The organism is Streptomyces sp. NBC_00028 (genome assembly GCF_045041065.1).
GTDB lineage: Bacteria > Actinomycetota > Actinomycetes > Streptomycetales > Streptomycetaceae > Streptomyces.
The window spans coordinates 1,200,173-1,216,622 of record NZ_CP108293.1 but is presented as its reverse complement, the minus strand read 5'-3'; the positions used below and the strand labels follow the sequence as shown (position 1 = coordinate 1,216,622).

Sequence of the window (16,450 nt, the reverse complement as noted above, 5' to 3'; positions counted from 1 at the left end):
ACCAATGGGCGTCCCTCACTATGCAGCCGCTGACGTGGTCCCATCAAGAGGGGCGGCGTTGGTGAACGCGCCGGACGGTTACGTATGCTGAAGCTCCTCATGGTGAACTCCCTTCGAGGGCTCGGGAGTTCACGCTGTTGGCGCGGGCCGCTGTCGTCGCTGTCCCCGCGCCGGACGCGGGCGGCCGGGCAGCCGGAGCCGACGCAGGCTCAGGCGCCCGGCCCCTGTCGGACGTTCGGGGAAACGCTCCCGCCCGCGAGGGCCGTGCACCGTCCGGCCCCCTCAGGGTGGCCGGGTGGCCGACGCGGCATCAGATTGGGCTGGGTGTGCGTCAATGTCCCCCAGGAGAGGGTCCCTCATCGTGCGTGTCCAGTCGCTGACGCTGGCCGCGGCAGGCGCCGCCCTGCTCGCCCCGACGACGTCGCCCGCCGTCGAGTCCGTGGAGTCCGTCGCGTTCCAAGAGCCGGTGGTACGCCAGGAGGGCGACGTCCGCGCCGCCGACCTGCTGGCCAAAGTGCGTGACTGCGTCCCCGTCTCCCGCGGCCGGTACGCCACCGACGACGGTCTGCCCGCCACCGTCCCGGTCTGCGGCACCGAGGAGGCCGTGTTCTGGAAGGCCGACATGGACATCGACTGCGACGGGCGGCCCGGCCTGCGCTGCAACCGGAGCACCGACCCGCTGTTCTCCGACGCCACCGCCTTCCAGCAGGCCGACGGCCGCTACCTGAGCGCCGAACGCCTGCCCTACATCGTGGTGCCCACCCCGAGCCGCGTCTGGGACTACCGCGCCAGCGGCGTGCGGGGCGGCTCGGTCGCGGCGGTGATCTACAAGGACCGCGTGCAGTACGCGGTCGTCGGCGACGTCGGCCCCCACGACATCATCGGCGAGGCGTCCTACGCCGCCGCCAAGGCCCTGGGTATCCGCCCCGACCCGCGCGGCGGCGGCACGCCCTCCGGGGTCACCTACATCGTCTTCAAGGACGCCCAGGTCAAACCCATCGAGGACCATGCCGCCGCCGTGGCGACGGGGGAGCGGCTGGCGCGGCAGTTCGTGAGAGGGCGGTAGACGACAAGGCTCTTCGCGAGGGGCCGTGTCGTCTACCGCTTCCCGAACGGCCGACGCCCGGCTCAGGTGCGCGTGCCCGGCCCGCCGGCCCCACCGCCCGTGGGCCCGCCGTGGCCGAGCTTCGGGGGCGGCCGGCTCGCCTGCCTCGTGCGGCCGGCGGGCGGGCTGGCTGTTCGCATGGGCCGGACGGCCGCCCCGGGGCGTCGCAGCAGGGCGTGGGCCGGGCACGCGTCCCGGGGCGGGTCGGACCGGGGTGGGGTGGACGGCTGCCCCGAGACGTGTTGGACCGGCGTGGGGAGGATGGTCGCCCCGCGAGGTGTCGGACCGGCGTGGGCCGGACGGTTGCCCCGGGGCGGGTCGGACCGGCGTGGACCGGGCACGCGTTCCGGGGCGGGTCGGACCGGTGTGGGTCGGACGGCCGCCCCGCGCGGTGTCGGGCCGGGGCGGGGTGGACGGCCGCTCCGAGACGTGTTGGACCGGCGTGGGGAGGACGGTCGCCCCGAGACGTGTTGGACCGGCGTGGACCGGACGGTCGCCCCGAGACGTGTCGGACCGGCGCGGACCGGACGGTCGCCCCGCAAGTGTCGGGCCGGGGTGGGGCGGACGGCCGCCCCGAGACGTGTCGGACCTGCGTGGGGCGGATGGTCGCCCCGCGAGGTGTCGGACCGGGGTGGGTCGGACGGCCGCTCCGGGCGCGTCAGAGCCGCGTGGCCGCCCCGGCGCGTGTCAGACCGCCGACCAGCCGTTGTCCACGGCCAGGACCACTCCGTTGATGTTGCTCGCCGCGTCCGACGCGAGGAAGACGATCGCGGCGGCCTGCTCCTCCGGCTCGGAGACGCGGCCGACGTTGCCGAAGTAGGGGCCGAGCGCCTGCGGGCCGTGTGCCTCGCGGTCGATGTCGGGGACCATGCCGGTCGCGGTGCCGCCCGGGGCGATGGCGTTGGCCCGGATGCCCTGGTTGCGGTACATCACGGCCAGGTTCTTGGTGAGCCCCACGATGCCGTGCTTCGAGGCCGTGTAGGCGGCGCCCGCGGCGCTGCCCCGCAGCCCGGCCTCGGAGGCGGTGCTCACGATCGCGCCCCTGCCCGCCGCCAGCATGTGCGGCAGGACGGCCCGGGTCAGCAGGAAGGGCGCGGTCAGGTTGACCCGCAGCACCCGCTCCCACTCCGCGTCGCTCACGTCCGCGAGCGCCGACATCCGGTCCATGATCCCGGCGTTGTTCACCAGCACGTCCACGCCGCCGAACCTCTCCACCGCGGTCGCGGTCACCCGGTCGACGACGGCCTGCTCGCTCAGATCGCCGGTGACGGCGACCGCGGTGCCACCCGCCTCCTCGATCTCGCTGACGACCTTCGCCGCCCCGTCCGCGTTCAGATCCGCCACCAGCACGTTCGCGCCCTCCGCGGCGAAGGCCAGGGCGGCGGCGCGCCCGATCCCCGAGCCCGCTCCGGTGACGATGACGCTGCGTCCGTCGAGTCCAGTGGTCATGGCGGTTCCCTGTCCGTGCGTGCGAGGGCGGCGTACGAGAGCGACGTGCCCGATGTGTCTCCACTCTACGACTTAATGTCTGCGAGTGACATAAAGTCGTGGTGGAGAATTCCGGGAGACGATCACCGCCAGCCGGAGGAACACATGACCGCAGCCCGCGGACGCACGGGACGACCACCGCTGACCGAGGAGCGCAAGGCCGAGATCCGGCTGGAGATCGCCCGGGCCGCGGTCGACCTGTTCGTCACCCAGGGCGTCGCGGCCACCACCGGGGAACAGATCGGTCAGGCGGTCGGCGTCTCCGCCCGCACCCTCTGGCGCTACTTCCCCAGCAAGGAGAGCTGCGTACGGCCGCTGTTCTCAGCCGGCATCGACGTGATCGCCGAGTGTCTGCGCGAGTGGCGCCCCGGGCAGCCCCTGGAGCAGCTCTTCGACCGCCGCCTCGCGGCCGACCCCGCCTTCGTCGCGGGCCCGGAGCGGGCGACGGTCGGGGCGTTGGTACGACTGACCCGCACCGAACCCGGGCTGCGCGCGATCTGGTTGCAGACGTACGACGAGGCCGAGCCGGCGTTCGCCCGCGCCCTCGGTGAGCGGGCCGGCCTGCCCGCTGACGACCTGCGGCCCACGATCCAGGCGGCGATGTTCAACGCGGCCCTGCGCGCGGCGGTGGAGCACTACGCCTGGCGCGTCGAGACCGGGCGGACGGACGCCGCGAGGGCGGAGGCCGAGCTGGCGGACACCATGTGCTCGGCCCTCGCCGTCGCGGCGCGGGGTATCTCGTAGGTCTCAGACCTTGCGGTACGTGTACGCCTCCGCTGCCGCCGCCTCCACCGCCGCGAGGTCCGCGCCGGTGGAGGCCGTGACGACCGCCGCGACCGCGCCCTCGACGAACGGGGCGTCCACCAGACGGGTGCCGGCGGGGAGTTCGTCGCCCTCCGCCAGCAGTGCCTTGACCGTCAGGACGGCACTGCCGAGGTCGGTGAGGACGGCCACCCCGGCGCCCCGGTCCACCGAGGCGGCGGCAGCGGCGATGAGCGCGGAGCTGGTCCCGAGTTCCCCGCCCTCGGTGCCGCCGGCCGGCGCGACCGGCACCTCGACGCCACCGCCCGCGAGCCCTCGCGCCAACTCGGCGACGGACGCGGCGACCTGGGCACTGTGCGAGACCAGCACGATCCCCACGAGCTCGCCGTCACTCACCGTTCGCCTCCGCGAGTGCCGCGACCAGCAGCGCGGACGAGGTGGCGCCCGGGTCCTGGTGTCCGATGCTGCGCTCGCCCAGATAGCTCGCCCGGCCCTTGCGGGCCTGCAACGGCGCCGTCGCGAGGGCGCCCTCCTCCGCGGCGGCCCGAGCGGCGGCGAACCCGTCGCCGAGCGCGGCCACGGCCGGGACGAGTGTGTCGATCATGGTCTTGTCGCCGGGCGCGGCCCCGCCCAGGGCCATGACCGCGTCCACCCCCGCCCCAAACGCCTCGGCGAACTGCCCCTCGTCCACCTCGGCGGCGTCCCCGAGCGCCTTCCCGGTGCGCCGCAGCAGCGTGCCGTACAGCGGCCCTGACGCCCCGCCGACCGTGGAGATCAGCTGCCGTCCGGCAAGGGTGAGCACCGCCCCGGGTGTCTCCGGGGCCTCCTTCTCCAGGACGGCCGTCACGGCGCGGAACCCGCGCTGGAGGTTGCTGCCGTGGTCGGCGTCCCCGATGGGGGAGTCGAGGGCGGTCAGCCGTTCCGCCTCACGGTCCACGGACGCGGCGGTCGCCGTCATCCAACGGCGGAAGAAATCGGCGTCGAGCACTGGATCTCCTTGCGTGGTAGGGGAGTTGACGGCCCGGCTCACATGCCCCAGCGCAGCCCCGCGGTCTTCACCGGCGCGTCCCACAGCCGCAGCGTCTCCTCGTCGATCTGGCACAGCGTGACCGACGCGCCCGCCATGTCGAGGGAGGTGACGTAGTTGCCGACGAGGGTGCGGGCGACGGCGACCCCGCGCTCGGTCAGCGCCCGCTGCACCTCGGCGTTGAACCCGTACAGCTCCAGGAGCGGGGTCGCGCCCATGCCGTTGACCAGCAGCAGCACCGGGTTGCGCGGGCTCATGTCGTCCAGGATCGCGTTGACGGCGAAGTCGGCGATCTCGCGCGAGGTCATCATCGCCCGCCGCTCCCGGCCCGGCTCGCCGTGGATGCCGATGCCCAGCTCCAGCTCCCCGTCGGGCAGGTCGAAGGTGGGGCTGCCCTTGGCGTACGTGGTGCAGGCGCTGAGCGCGACGCCGAAACTGCGGGAGTTCTCGTTGACCTGACGGGCGATCGACTCGACGCGCTCCAGCGGCTGTCCCTCGTCCGCGGCGGCTCCGGCGATCTTCTCGACGAACAGGGTGGCGCCCGTGCCGCGCCGGCCCGCCGTGTAGAGGCTGTCGGTGACGGCCACGTCGTCGTTGACGAGGACCTTTGCCACCTGGATGCCCTCGTCCTCGGCGAGTTCGGCGGCCATGTCGAAGTTGAGGACGTCGCCGGTGTAGTTCTTCACGATGAACAGCACGCCCGCGCCGCTGTCCACGGCCGCCGCGGCCCGGACCATCTGGTCGGGTACGGGGGAGGTGAACACCTCGCCGGGGCAGGCCGCCGACAGCATGCCGGGTCCCACGAACCCGCCGTGCAGTGGTTCATGCCCGGAGCCGCCGCCGGAGACCAGGGCCACCTTTCCGGCCACGGGAGCGTCCCGCCGTACGATCACCCGGTTCTCCACGTCGACGGTGAGTTCGGGATGAGCGGCCGCCAGTCCGCGCAGCGCGTCCGCGACGACGGTCTCCGGGACGTTGATGAGCATCCGCATGGGTACCTCCTGGCCGAGTGGTGAACGGGATACCTGACGCATGCAGTATCGAACGTGCGGCAGCGAAGGTCACGACGGGGGACCGGTGCGGGCCGGTCGTGTCCACGCGTGCGCGATCAGGTGCTCGATGCGGGCGCGGTCCGGCAGCGGGCCGTGGTCGCCCGTCACCGCGAGGGCGGACGCGGCCGTGATGTGGCCGAGCCGCAGGGCCCGCTCCACGTCCCCGTCCCGCGAGAGCCCCGCCAGGAACCCGGCCGCGAAGGCGTCCCCGGCGCCCACCGGCTCCACCACGTCCACGGGCAGGGCGGGCACGGTCCAGGTCCGCTCCGCACCGAAGACGGTGACGGCCCGTCCGCCGTCCTTGACGACCAGCAGCCGCGGGCGCGGCAACAGCCGCCGCACGTCGGCCGGTTCGAGGTCCGCGCCCCACAGGCCCTGGGCTTCGTCCAGGCCGACGAAGGCGAGGTCCGCGCGGTCGGCCAGCTCGCGCAGCACGGTGGCGGCCGTGCCGTCCGGCCAGAGCGCGGGGCGGTGGTTGACGTCGAAGCTGATCGCGTACGGGCGTGCGTCCGGCGGGGTGGCCAGGGCGCGTTCCACGAGGGCGCGGCACGACGGCGAGAGCGCCGCGGTCACACCCGTGAGGTGGACGAGCGAGGCGGCGGCCACTCTCGGGTCGTCCAGGACGTCGGGGCCCATGGCCGAGGCGGCCGAACCGGCGCGGTAGTAGTGGACGCGGGTGCCGTCGGGGCCCGGTTCCTTCACGAGCAGCCCGGTGCGCCGCCGCGGATCGTGGCGTACGGCGCCCACGTCGACGCCCGCCGCGGCGAGGACGGCACGCACGCGCCGGCCGAACGGGTCGGCGCCGAGCGAGGAGATCCACGAGACGGGGACGCCGAGGTCGGCGAGGTACATCGCCACGTTCGACTCCGCCCCCGCGACCGACAGGCGCAGGTTCTCGACGGTCTCCAGCGGCTGCGGCGCGGCGGGGGTCAGGGCCGCCATGGTCTCGCCGACACAGACGACCGGGCCCTCGGCGGGCAGCCACGCGCTCCTCATGCCGTGGCCTCGCCGACGGCGGCGAGGAAGGCGCGGGCGCGCTCGCGCAGGGCGCTGCGGCTGCCACCGTCGGCGGCGTCGCCGATCAGCGGGGAGCCGACGCCGACGGCGGTGGCCCCGGCCGCCAGGTAGGCGCGGGCGGCGGCCTCGTCGACCCCGCCGACCGGGACGAGGAGTTCGTGCGGGAACGGTCCGCGCAGCGCCCTGAGATAGGCGGGGCCGCCGGCCTGCGCGGCGGGGAAGACCTTGAGTCCGGTGGCGCCCTGGCCTCGGGCCGTCACGATCTCGGTGGGGGTCATGACACCCGCCAGCACCGGCAGGCCCAGGGCGGCGGCCGCGGTGACGCCTTCGCCCAGCGCCGGGGTGACCGCGAAGTCCGCCCCGGCGTCATGGGCGGCCCGTGCGTCGGCCGCGGTCAGGACGGTTCCGGCGCCGAGGGGCCGGTCCGGGCCGAGGGCCTCGCGGGCGCGCTCGATGACGGACAGGGCGTCCCTCCCGGTCAGCGACACCTCGATGAGCCCGACGCCCTCGTCGGCCAGGGTCAGCACGGTGCGCAGGGCGGCCTCGGGGTCGTCGCCGCGCACGATCGCGACGAGGCGGTGGGCGGTCAGCGCCGCTCGCAGGTCCATGGACGGGGCTCCTTGTCACGCGGGCCGGTTCAGGGGCGTACGTGATCATTGTGAGCCACCCCGCGTCTCAACTGGTCCATACCAGCCTCTTGACATGTCCATCTCTCACTTCTTAAATCACGCAGTGAACTAAGCCGCGGTGAACCAAGCCGCGGTGAAACCGGCTTCCCCACCCCCCACCTCGCGCCGCCGTGCCGGCACAGGAGATGACGTGCTCCGACTCCCCAGACCCCGCACCGCCGCGGCCGCGCTGGCCGCCGCCACCGCCGCCTCGGTCCTCACCGGCCTCCAGCCCGCCCGGGCCGCGGTCACTGCCCTGCCCACCGGCTGGTCCACGGTCGTCAACGCGGGCAGCGGCAAGTGCCTTGACGCCCGCTCGGCGGCCACCGTCAACGGCACCGCCGTACAGCAGTACACCTGCAACAACAGCACCGCCCAGCAGTGGAGCCTCACCGCCACGAGCGACGGCTACGTCCGGATCAACAACCGCAACGACGCCCAGCAGGTCGCCGACGTCAGCGACGTGTCCACCGCCGACAACGCGGCCGTGCACCTGTGGACCTACGGCGGCGGCGCCAACCAGCAGTGGCTGCCCGTCGACGAGGGCGGCGGCGCCTACCACTTCGTCAACCGCAACAGCGGCAAGTGCCTCGACGTGCCCGCGGCCTCGACCGCCGACAGCGTCCAACTGGTGCAGTACACCTGCAACGGCACCGCCGCCCAGCGCTTCCAGGTCGCCCCCGTGAGCACCGCGCCCGGCGACGTCGACCTCGGCCCGAACGTGGTCGTCTTCGACCCGTCCATGCCCTCGGCCACCATCCAGAGCCGACTGAACCAGATCTTCCAGCAGCAGGAGACCAACCAGTTCGGCGACCGGCGCTACGCCGTGATGTTCAAGCCCGGGACTTACAGCAACGACGTCAACGTCGGTTTCTACACCCAGGTGTTGGGGCTCGGACAGTCGCCGGACTCGGTCACGATCAACGGCGCGGTGCATGTCGAGGCCGACTGGTTCCCGCCGCAGAACGCCACCCAGAACTTCTGGCGCGGCGCCGAGAACCTGTCCGTCAACCCGACGGGCGGCACGGACCGTTGGGCGGTCTCGCAGGCCTCCGGCTACCGGCGCATGCATGTGCGCGGCAACCTCGAACTCAGCGACGGCGGTTGGTCCAGCGGCGGCTTCATGGCCGACACCAAGGTCGACGGCCAGGTCCGCTCCGGCACCCAGCAGCAGTGGCTCACCCGCAACTCCCAGCTCGGCAGCTGGACCGGCTCCAACTGGAACATGGTCTTCGTCGGCAGCCAGGGCGTCCCCGGCAACAGCTTCCCCAACCCGCCCTACACCACGGTGAACCAGACGCCGACCGTGCGCGAGAAGCCCTTCCTGTACGTCGACATCGCGGGCGCCTACAAGGTGTTCGTGCCCTCCGTGCGCACCAACTCCTCAGCCACCAGCTGGGCGAGCGGCAACGCACCGGGGACCTCGCTCGGCATCGACCAGTTCTACGTCGTCAAGCCGGGCGCGACCGCCGCGCAGATCAACTCGGCGCTGGCCGAGGGCAAGAACCTGCTGGTCACCCCCGGCGTCTACCACCTCGACCAGACCCTGCGCGTGACCCGCCCGGACACCGTCGTGCTCGGCCTCGGACTCGCCACCTTCGTCCCCGACAACGGCGTCACCGCCATGACGGTCGCCGACGTCGACGGAGTGAAGCTCGCGGGTCTCCTCTTCGACGCCGGCACCACCAACTCCCGGACGCTGGTGGAGATCGGCCCGTCCGGCGCCGCCGCCGACCACTCGGCCGACCCCACCTCGCTGCACGACGTCTACTTCCGCGTCGGCGGCGCCGCCGTGGGCAAGGCCACCACCAGCCTCGTCGTCAACAGCGACGACGTCATCGGCGACCACATGTGGATCTGGCGCGCCGACCACGGCACGGGCGTCGGCTGGACCACCAACACCGCCGACACGGGACTGATCGTCAACGGCGACGACGTGACGATGTACGGGCTGTTCGTCGAGCACTACCAGAAGCACCAGACGATCTGGAACGGCAACGGCGGCCGGACGTACTTCTACCAGAACGAGATGCCCTACGACCCGCCCAACCAGGCCGCCTGGATGAACGGCTCCACCCAGGGCTACGCCGCCTACAAGGTCGCGAACACCGTCACCAGCCACCAGGCCTACGGGCTAGGCAGCTACTGCTACTTCAACGTCAACCCGAGCGTCACCGCGGAGCACGCCTTCGAGGTGCCGAGCACCCCGAACGTACGCTTCCAGAACATGGTGACCGTCTCACTGGGCGGCACCGGCACGATCCGGCACGTCATCAACGACCGGGGCGGCCCGTCCAACTCCGCGACGAACGTGGCGAACCTGGTGAGCTATCCGTGACGCGACGGGGAAGGGACTGTCTGTTCGTCCAGTGAACGATCATTCACCGGGGGCTGGTCAAGTGCGGCCCCCGGTGTGAGACTCGGCGCACCACAGATCCTTCAAGGAGTCGCCGATGAGCAGGAGCGAGTCTCCCGAGGCCGGCACGGCAGCCGGCGTGGTCCGCGGGCGCCGCGAGGGCGGCCTGGACGTCTTCCGCGGCATCCCCTACGCGCAGCCCCCGCTGGGGGAGGCCCGGTTCGCGGCGCCCCGGCCGGCGGAGCGCTGGGCCGGGGTGCGGGAAGCGACCGCGTTCGGACCGCCGGTCCCGCAGGAACCGCTCGGCCCCGATCCCGCCGCGACGCCGCCCTGGAGCCTGCCGACCGGCGACGACTGGCTGACCGTGAACGTCTGGACCCCCGAGGCCGACGCGGCGGCCGCCCGCCCGGTCATGGTGTGGATCTACGGCGGTGCCTACAAGCTGGGCGCCGGCGACGACCCCACCTACGACGGCGCCCGGCTCGCCCGGGACGGCGGCCTGGTCGTGGTCACCCTGAACTACCGGGTCGGCATCGAGGGATTCCTCCACATCGAGGGGGCTCCCGCGAACCGCGGGCTGCTCGACCAGGTCGCCGCCCTGGAGTGGGTGCGCGACAACATCACGGCCTTCGGCGGCGACCCGGGCCAGGTGACCGTCTTCGGCGAGTCGGCCGGCGCCGGGTCCATCGCCGCGCTCCTGGCGATGCCGAGGGCGCGCGGCCTGTTCCGGCGCGCGATCGCGCAGAGCGTGCCGGGCACGTACTTCTCGGAGGCGCTGGCCCGGGACATCGGCGAGGCCGTCGCCGGTGAGCTCGGGCTGCGCGCGACCGTGGCGGATCTGGCGGGCGTGGACCCGCGCAAGCTGCCGGAGGCGGGGGCCGCGCTGAGCCGCCGGATGCGGGAGTTCCTGCCCCGGTGGGGCTCGGTCGCCCTGACCGCCACCCCGTACTCCCCGGTCGTCGACGGAGACGTCCTGCCGGTCATGCCGTGGCGGGCCCTGGCGGACGGTGCCGCCCGGGACGTGGAGCTGATCGTCGGGCACAACCGCGACGAGTACCGCCTCTTCCTGATGATGGGCGGCCTGCTCGGCAAGGTGGACGAGCGGCTGGCCTCGGGGGCGCTGGCCGCGTTCGGGCCGGGACCCGACGCCGAGCGGGCCTACCGCGCCGCGTACCCGGACGCCTCGGCGGAGCACCTCTTCGAACTCGTCCAGTCCGACTGGCTGTTCCGCATGCCCTCGCTGCATCTGGCGGACGCGCAGACCGCGGGTGGCGGGCGGGCGTACCTGTACGAACTCACCTGGTCCGCCCCGCTGCACGGCGGCGTGCTCGGCGCCTGCCACGGACTTGACGTACCCCTGGTCTTCGGGCCGCAAGGGGGTGGGCTCGGCGGCATGCTCATCGGCCCCGAGCCCACCCCCGACACCGAGCGGCTCTCCGCGCACGTCCGCTCCGCGTGGACGGCGTTCGCCGCCACCGGCGACCCCGGCTGGCCCGCGTACGACTCCGAGGCCCGGCTCGTCCGGCTCCTCGACACCGAACCGACGGTGAGCGCCTACCCGGAGGAGGCCTCACGGCGGCTGTGGGAGCGGCACGTCTTCGAGGCGCTGCCTCTGCTCGCCGGCTGACAGGCCCTAGGTGCGGTCGCCCTTCGGCTTGCCCCGCTGGTCGGGGGTGCCGTGCGGGGGCGGGTTGTACGGCTCCGGTGACGTCGCCGGTGACACGGGGGAACCGTGGCGTCCCGCGCGCTGTTCCGGGCGCAGCGCCTGCGGATCTCCGGACGTCGGCTCGGCGCCGGACTCCAGCTGCTCCAGGCGGGCGGTCAGCAGCTCGGTCACTGGGAGACGGTCGGCGTGGGTGCGCTCGTAGGAGAGCAGCGTCTCCACCTCGTCGGGCACCAGCGAGCGCACGCGGCTCTCCAGGCCGCCGAGGGGCAGATGGTCGTAGTCGGGCAGCGGCAGGGCGCTGCGACCGCCGTCGGCCATGGATCTCACTTCCCTCGATGCTGTGCTGTGTACGGTCGCGCGGGGCGCGGGTCAACGACCGCCCGGCCCCCCGCTGCCGAACGATCCGCTGCTGCCGTCGCTCCAGCGGCGCCGGCCCTTCTCGGGGCCGGTCCGGGTGCTGCTGTTGCCGAAGGCGGGCATCTCGTGCGGCGTGAGGCGCTGGTCGCTCCGGGGCACCTCGTCGGGCTCCCTGTTCTCCATGACCTCGCGGACGGGCCCGCCCTCGGGCAGCCTCGGCTGCTCCTCGGGGCTCGGGGGCGGCGGTTCCTGGCGACGGATGCGTGCGCCCAGCCAGAACGCGCCGAGCAACAGGGCGACCACGACCAGACCCGCCACGATCAGCCCGACGCCCAGGGCGCCGCGACCCGCGGCCATCTCCATCCATGCGATGTTCATGGCCCCGCGAGTACCCCCGCCGGCGTGCGTGAACCCGTCCACGCGACGGGCGGAACCTCCGGCGAGGGGGTTTGACGCGATCCGCGGCGGCTACCCGCGCGGTGTGACAGCGACGACATCCCAACAGGAGCTCATCCGGTTCCTGGAGGACCGTTTCGCGTGTGCGCAGGCGTGCACCGATTGCGCCCGGGCATGTGCGGTGCGTGCCAGCCTCGTGGATCCGGACGGGACCGAGCAGCAGGAACTCGTACGACGCAAGGGCATCATGTGCGCGGAGGTGTGCGACGCGACGTGCCGGGTGCTGTCCGAGCAGAACCGGCTGGACGAGAGCGGTATCCGCGTCCAGCTCGAGTGGTGCCGGACGGTCTGCCTGGAAAGCGCCCACGCCTTCGACACCCAGCCGGGCGCGGAGGAGGCCGCCAAGGCCTGCCGGACCTGCGCCCAGGCCTGCACGGACTTCATGGACACGCTGCGCTGAGGCGCGGCGCACCTCTCACAGAGGTCGTCCCATCCGTACGTTCCAGCGGCCCGCCCGGCCGCTGAGTTCGACGGCGGTGAGCGGTGCGACGTCCGCGCGCCAGAACGACGCCCTCGGGGCTCCCAGCGCGTGGACGAGCGCGGCGCGGACGATCTCGGGTTCGGCCACCACGATCGTCCGGCCCGGCTCCGCGGCGAGCGGGTCCAGCCACGCCGCGACCCGTTCGCACAGCGCGTGCACCGACTCCCCGCCGTGCGGTGCAGCTTCCACGTCGGCCAGCCAGCGGGCCAGCGCCTCCGGCTCGGCGGCGCCCACCTCGGCCAGCGTCGCCCCGCGCCAGCGTCCGGTGTCGAGGGCGGCCAACTCCGGTGTGTCCAGGGCGTCGAGGCCAAGTGCGTCGGCCGTCTCGCGGCAGCGCACGGTGGGGGAGACGCAGACCTGACGGGCCGTGGGCAGCGTGCCTGCGGCGGCCTTCGCGAGCCGCAGTCCTGAGTCGTCCGGCGGGCTGCCGTCGTCGAAGCGGGCCTCGCGCAGAGCCGCGCTGATCGCGGGTGAGATCAACATCACTCGGCTGGTCATCGGTCCATTCCCCCGCCCAACATCCCTTCCGTACCACGCAATTGACATGCCCACAGCGCCTCAGGGGCGCTCGTGGCCGACCCGTGCGCTCTTGGCCGCACCTCTCGCACGCGGTACCTTCTCGACGATATCGACGACGGTTCGGTGGAAGCCGGTGGGATTCCGGCACGGTCGCGCCACTGTATGCCGGGCACACCCCCAGGGGTGGGCCGGGGGAGTCAGACCCGCCCCGTCGTCCTGTGCACCACCGAGACGGGACGCGAGTTCCCCCAGGAGGTCCTGCCATGGCGCAGACCGTCGCTCAGCCGACAACCAGCTCCACCGCCATACCCGCAAAGCTGCCGATCGGCGCCATCGTCCCCTGGGCGGTCTTCTTCGGCGTCCTGATGCTGGTCCTGCTCTACTTCGTCGGCGCCGAACAGGGCGCCACCTCCCTGCTGTCCGGCGAGGGAGTCCACGAGTGGGTGCACGACGCCCGCCATCTGCTCGGCTTCCCGTGCCACTGACGGTGGCGAGGAAGCGTATCCGCGCATGAACTCCGCAACTGTCAGAAACCTCCTGGTCCGCGGCATGCTCGCGGGCCTCGTCGCGGGCCTGGCCGCGCTCGTCGTCGCGTACTTCCTCGGGGAGCCACGCGTCGATCAGGCCATCGCCTTCGAGGAGAGCCACGCCCACGAGCACGGCGGCGAGGAACTCTTCAGCCGTACGCTCCAGTCCACCGCGGGCCTGTCCACCGGTGTCCTCGTCTACGGGGTCGCCTTCGGCGGCATCGCGGCGCTCGCGTACTGCTTCGCGCTCGGCCGGATCGGCCGCTTCGGGCCGCGCGCGAGCGCGCTGCTCCTGGCGGTCGCCGGCCTGGTCGCGGTGTACGTCGTGCCGTTCCTCAAGTACCCGGCCAACCCGCCGGCCGTCGGCGACCCCGACACGCTCAACCAGCGGACCGCGCTGTTCTTCCTGATGATCGTCCTCAGCGTGCTGCTGACGGTGGGCACGGTCATCCTGGGCAAGCGGCTCGCACCCCGCCTCGGCAACTGGAACGCCACCCTCGCCGCGGGCGCGTTCTTCGTCCTCGTCGTCGGTCTGGCGTACGCGTTCCTGCCGTCGTTCAACGAGGTGCCGGAGCACTTCCCGGCCGCCCTGTTGTGGCAGTACCGGCTCGCGGCGCTCGCCGTGCAGGTGACCCTGTGGACCTCCTTCGGGCTGGTCTTCGGGCTGCTGGCGGAGCGGCAGCTGGCGCCGAAGCCGGCCGAGCGGTCGGCGGGTGCCGGGAGTCAGCCGACTCCCGTCATTCACTGAGCAGTTCAGCACCGAAACGGGCCCCCGCCACGCGGGGGCCCGTTTCATATGCCTCGGTACCGCCTCGCCATTCCCTATTTCTGGAACACGTTCTACCGTGTGCGCCGACAGGACCGGTTCCGGGGAGCCTGGAGGCGCCGTGCATCTCGCATACACACCCGAGCAGCAGCGGCTGCGCACCGAACTGCGCGCGTACTTCGCCGAGTTGGTGCCGACCGACGCCAACGCCCGGCACGGCGACCGGCGGGAGCAGAAGCGCTTCTACCGTGAGACCGTCCGCCGCCTGGGCGCCGACCGCTGGCTGGGCGTGGGCTGGCCGAAGGAGTACGGCGGCCGTGGCCTGACCGCGATGGAGCAGTTCATCTTCTTCGACGAGGCCGCCCAGGCCGGCGTACCGCTGCCGCTGATGGCGCTGAACACCGTAGGGCCGACGATCATGCAGTACGGCACCGACGAGCAGAAGGCGTACTTCCTCCCCGGGATCCTCTCCGGCGAGCTCGACTTCGCGATCGGCTACAGCGAGCCCGACGCCGGCACCGACCTCGCCTCCCTGAAGACGCGCGCGGTGCGCGAAGGGGACGAGTACGTCGTCAACGGGCAGAAGATCTGGACCACCAACGGCGACACCGCCGACTGGGTCTGGCTCGCCACCCGCACCGACCCCGACGCCCCGCCGCACAAGGGCATCACCATGCTCCTCGTGCCGACCACCGACCCCGGCTACTCCTGCACCGTCATCAACACCCTCGCCGGCCACGACACCACCGCCAGCTACTACGAGGACATCCGTGTCCCCGTCGCCCGCCGGGTCGGCGCCGAGAACCAGGGCTGGCGGCTGATCACCAACCAGCTCAATCACGAGCGCGTCACCCTCGCCGCACACGGCACCATGGCCATCCGCGCCCTGCACGACGTCCAGCGCTGGGCCATGGAGACCAAGCTCGCCGACGGCCGCCGCGTCGTCGACCTGCCCTGGGTGCGCCGCCGACTCGCCCAGACCCATGTGAAGCTCGACGCGATGAAGCTGCTCAACTGGCAGATGGTCCACGCCGTGCAGAACGGCACACTCACCCCCCAGGACGCCTCCGCGGTCAAGGTCTACGGCTCCGAGGCCCGCCGGGACGCCTACGCCTGGCTCATGGAGGTGGTCGCGGCCGCCGGCGCCCTGAAGGAGGGCTCCGCGGGCTCCGTGCTCCACGGCGAGCTGGAGCGCGGCTACCGTTCCGCGGTCATCTTCACCTTCGGCGGCGGCAACAACGAGATCCAGCGGGAGATCATCTCGTGGATCGGTCTGGGGATGCCGAGGGTTCGGCGTTAGCCTGCGGGTATGGGAGATCCCGGGCTGTTCACCCCGAACTCGGTGACCTGGCAGTTGCACGGCGACCCGATGATGTGGGTCGCGGGCGTCCGCGCGCTCTACCTCCAGGCCCTGCATCCCCGTGCCGTGCGCGGAGTCATGCAGAACTCCGACTTCCGGCAGGACGCCTGGGGCCGGCTGCTGCGCACCGCGAACTTCGTCGGCACCACGACGTACGGCACCACGGCGGCGGCCGAACGGGCGGGCGCCCGCGTCCGGAAGATCCACAGCATGCTGTCCGCCACCGATCCCGACACCGGGGAGACCTACGGGGTCGGCGAACCCGAGCTGCTGCTGTGGGTGCACTGCGCCGAGATCGACTCCTATCTCCAGGTCGGCCGCCGCTCCGGCTTCCACCTCACCGACGAACAGGCCGACCGCTACATCGCCGAACACCGCGTCAGCGCCCGGCTGGTGGGCCTCGACCCCGACGCCGTACCCGCGAACCAGGCCGAGATGGCCGCCTACTTCGAGAAGGTCGGACCCGAACTCACCGCCGGGCCCGAGGCACGCGCGGTCGACGACTTCCTGCTCCGCCCACCGACGCACCCCCTGCTCGTCCCGGCGCGCGAGGTGCTGTGGCGGCGCGTGGCACATCTGGCGTACGCCGCTCTGCCGCCGTACGCCCACGATCTGTACGGCAGACCCGCCCCGGAACCCGCCACCGTCACCCGCCAGTTGCGTCGCACGGGCACCCTGTTGCGCGCTGTTCCCGCACGTCTGCGCTGGCAACTGCCGCCCAAACACATCCTGCGGGCCATGTCACGGCTCGGCCCCGGCTCCCGCCCGGCACCGTACAAAGTCGGGAGATAGCTCGCCATACTGGACGGGCCAGGGGCGGGCGACTTCGACGGGGGCGATCGC

18 protein-coding genes and 1 riboswitch are annotated in these 16,450 nt (G+C 72.7%); of the genes, 9 read left to right on the top strand and 9 right to left on the bottom strand.

The annotated features are described in order from the left end of the window. Positions 1 to 361: 361 nt before the first annotated feature. Positions 362 to 1,066 carry a glycoside hydrolase family 75 protein gene (locus OG885_RS05395; protein ID WP_405726808.1) on the top strand — a complete coding sequence of 235 codons (705 nt, stop codon included), beginning with the start codon at positions 362 to 364 and terminating at the stop codon, positions 1,064 to 1,066. Positions 1,067 to 1,792: 726 nt separating this feature from the next. On the opposite strand, the gene OG885_RS05390 is transcribed toward OG885_RS05395, so the two are convergent. Beyond that, on the bottom strand, positions 1,793 to 2,554 hold the full coding sequence (locus OG885_RS05390; RefSeq protein ID WP_405726805.1) for an SDR family NAD(P)-dependent oxidoreductase: 762 nt from the start codon (positions 2,552 to 2,554) through the stop codon (positions 1,793 to 1,795). Positions 2,555 to 2,698: 144 nt separating this feature from the next. Between OG885_RS05390 and OG885_RS05385 the strand changes: the two genes are divergently transcribed. After that, a complete protein-coding gene (locus OG885_RS05385) occupies positions 2,699 to 3,337 on the top strand; it encodes a TetR/AcrR family transcriptional regulator (RefSeq protein ID WP_405726802.1) in 639 nt (212 codons plus the stop codon). 3 nt (positions 3,338 to 3,340) lie between these two features. Here OG885_RS05385 and OG885_RS05380 read toward each other — a convergent pair whose 3' ends face one another. The 5 genes from OG885_RS05380 to OG885_RS05360 form a co-directional block, all read right to left on the bottom strand. Then, positions 3,341 to 3,751: a PTS-dependent dihydroxyacetone kinase phosphotransferase subunit DhaM gene (locus OG885_RS05380; RefSeq protein ID WP_405726799.1), complete on the bottom strand. Its 411-nt coding sequence runs from the start codon at positions 3,749 to 3,751 to the stop codon at positions 3,341 to 3,343. Next, positions 3,744 to 4,343, bottom strand: a complete 600-nt coding sequence (gene dhaL / locus OG885_RS05375; RefSeq protein ID WP_405726796.1) for a dihydroxyacetone kinase subunit DhaL — start codon at positions 4,341 to 4,343, stop codon at positions 3,744 to 3,746. Before dhaL ends, OG885_RS05380 begins: the two co-directional genes overlap by 8 nt. Positions 4,344 to 4,381: 38 nt before the next feature. After that, a complete protein-coding gene (gene dhaK / locus OG885_RS05370) occupies positions 4,382 to 5,374 on the bottom strand; it encodes a dihydroxyacetone kinase subunit DhaK (protein WP_405726793.1) in 993 nt (330 codons plus the stop codon). Positions 5,375 to 5,443: 69 nt separating this feature from the next. Continuing rightward, the gene (locus OG885_RS05365) at positions 5,444 to 6,430 is read right to left on the bottom strand and encodes a sugar kinase (RefSeq protein ID WP_405726790.1); all 987 of its coding nucleotides are present in this window, start codon (positions 6,428 to 6,430) and stop codon (positions 5,444 to 5,446) included. After that, positions 6,427 to 7,059, bottom strand: a complete 633-nt coding sequence (locus OG885_RS05360) for a bifunctional 4-hydroxy-2-oxoglutarate aldolase/2-dehydro-3-deoxy-phosphogluconate aldolase (RefSeq protein WP_405726787.1) — start codon at positions 7,057 to 7,059, stop codon at positions 6,427 to 6,429. Before OG885_RS05360 ends, OG885_RS05365 begins: the two co-directional genes overlap by 4 nt. Positions 7,060 to 7,270: 211 nt before the next feature. Between OG885_RS05360 and OG885_RS05355 the strand changes: the two genes are divergently transcribed. Continuing rightward, positions 7,271 to 9,457: an RICIN domain-containing protein gene (locus tag OG885_RS05355; RefSeq protein WP_405726784.1), complete on the top strand. Its 2,187-nt coding sequence runs from the start codon at positions 7,271 to 7,273 to the stop codon at positions 9,455 to 9,457. A gap of 115 nt (positions 9,458 to 9,572) precedes the next feature. Next, entirely contained in the window at positions 9,573 to 11,102 is a 1,530-nt protein-coding gene (locus OG885_RS05350; protein WP_405726782.1) for a carboxylesterase/lipase family protein, read from the top strand. A gap of 6 nt (positions 11,103 to 11,108) precedes the next feature. On the opposite strand, the gene OG885_RS05345 is transcribed toward OG885_RS05350, so the two are convergent. Next, positions 11,109 to 11,459, bottom strand: a complete 351-nt coding sequence (locus OG885_RS05345; protein ID WP_405726779.1) for a hypothetical protein — start codon at positions 11,457 to 11,459, stop codon at positions 11,109 to 11,111. A 51-nt stretch (positions 11,460 to 11,510) separates the two neighbouring features. Continuing rightward, positions 11,511 to 11,876 (bottom strand): DUF6479 family protein, encoded by a 366-nt coding sequence (locus OG885_RS05340; protein ID WP_405726776.1) that lies wholly within the window; start codon positions 11,874 to 11,876, stop codon positions 11,511 to 11,513. Positions 11,877 to 11,979: 103 nt separating this feature from the next. Between OG885_RS05340 and OG885_RS05335 the strand changes: the two genes are divergently transcribed. Next, positions 11,980 to 12,354 carry a ferredoxin gene (locus OG885_RS05335; RefSeq protein WP_405726773.1) on the top strand — a complete coding sequence of 125 codons (375 nt, stop codon included), beginning with the start codon at positions 11,980 to 11,982 and terminating at the stop codon, positions 12,352 to 12,354. Between the two features lie 15 nt (positions 12,355 to 12,369). Here the strand turns inward: OG885_RS05335 and OG885_RS05330 are convergent, their stop codons facing one another. Further along, positions 12,370 to 12,933: a histidine phosphatase family protein gene (locus OG885_RS05330; protein WP_405726770.1), complete on the bottom strand. Its 564-nt coding sequence runs from the start codon at positions 12,931 to 12,933 to the stop codon at positions 12,370 to 12,372. A 94-nt stretch (positions 12,934 to 13,027) separates the two neighbouring features. Beyond that, positions 13,028 to 13,180: riboswitch (cobalamin riboswitch) on the top strand. Between the two features lie 37 nt (positions 13,181 to 13,217). Here OG885_RS05330 and OG885_RS05325 point away from each other — a divergent pair. The 4 genes from OG885_RS05325 (at position 13,218) to OG885_RS05310 (ending at position 16,399) form a co-directional block, all read left to right on the top strand. Continuing rightward, complete coding sequence (locus OG885_RS05325) at positions 13,218 to 13,439, top strand: CbtB-domain containing protein (RefSeq protein WP_405726767.1); 222 nt, start codon at positions 13,218 to 13,220, stop codon at positions 13,437 to 13,439. Between the two features lie 25 nt (positions 13,440 to 13,464). Continuing rightward, entirely contained in the window at positions 13,465 to 14,229 is a 765-nt protein-coding gene (locus tag OG885_RS05320) for a CbtA family protein (protein WP_405726764.1), read from the top strand. Between the two features lie 139 nt (positions 14,230 to 14,368). Further along, positions 14,369 to 15,547, top strand: coding sequence for an acyl-CoA dehydrogenase family protein (locus OG885_RS05315; RefSeq protein ID WP_405726761.1), 1,179 nt, complete (start codon positions 14,369 to 14,371; stop codon positions 15,545 to 15,547). A 9-nt stretch (positions 15,548 to 15,556) separates the two neighbouring features. Next, positions 15,557 to 16,399 (top strand): oxygenase MpaB family protein, encoded by an 843-nt coding sequence (locus OG885_RS05310; RefSeq protein ID WP_405726758.1) that lies wholly within the window; start codon positions 15,557 to 15,559, stop codon positions 16,397 to 16,399. Positions 16,400 to 16,450 lie beyond the last annotated feature (51 nt).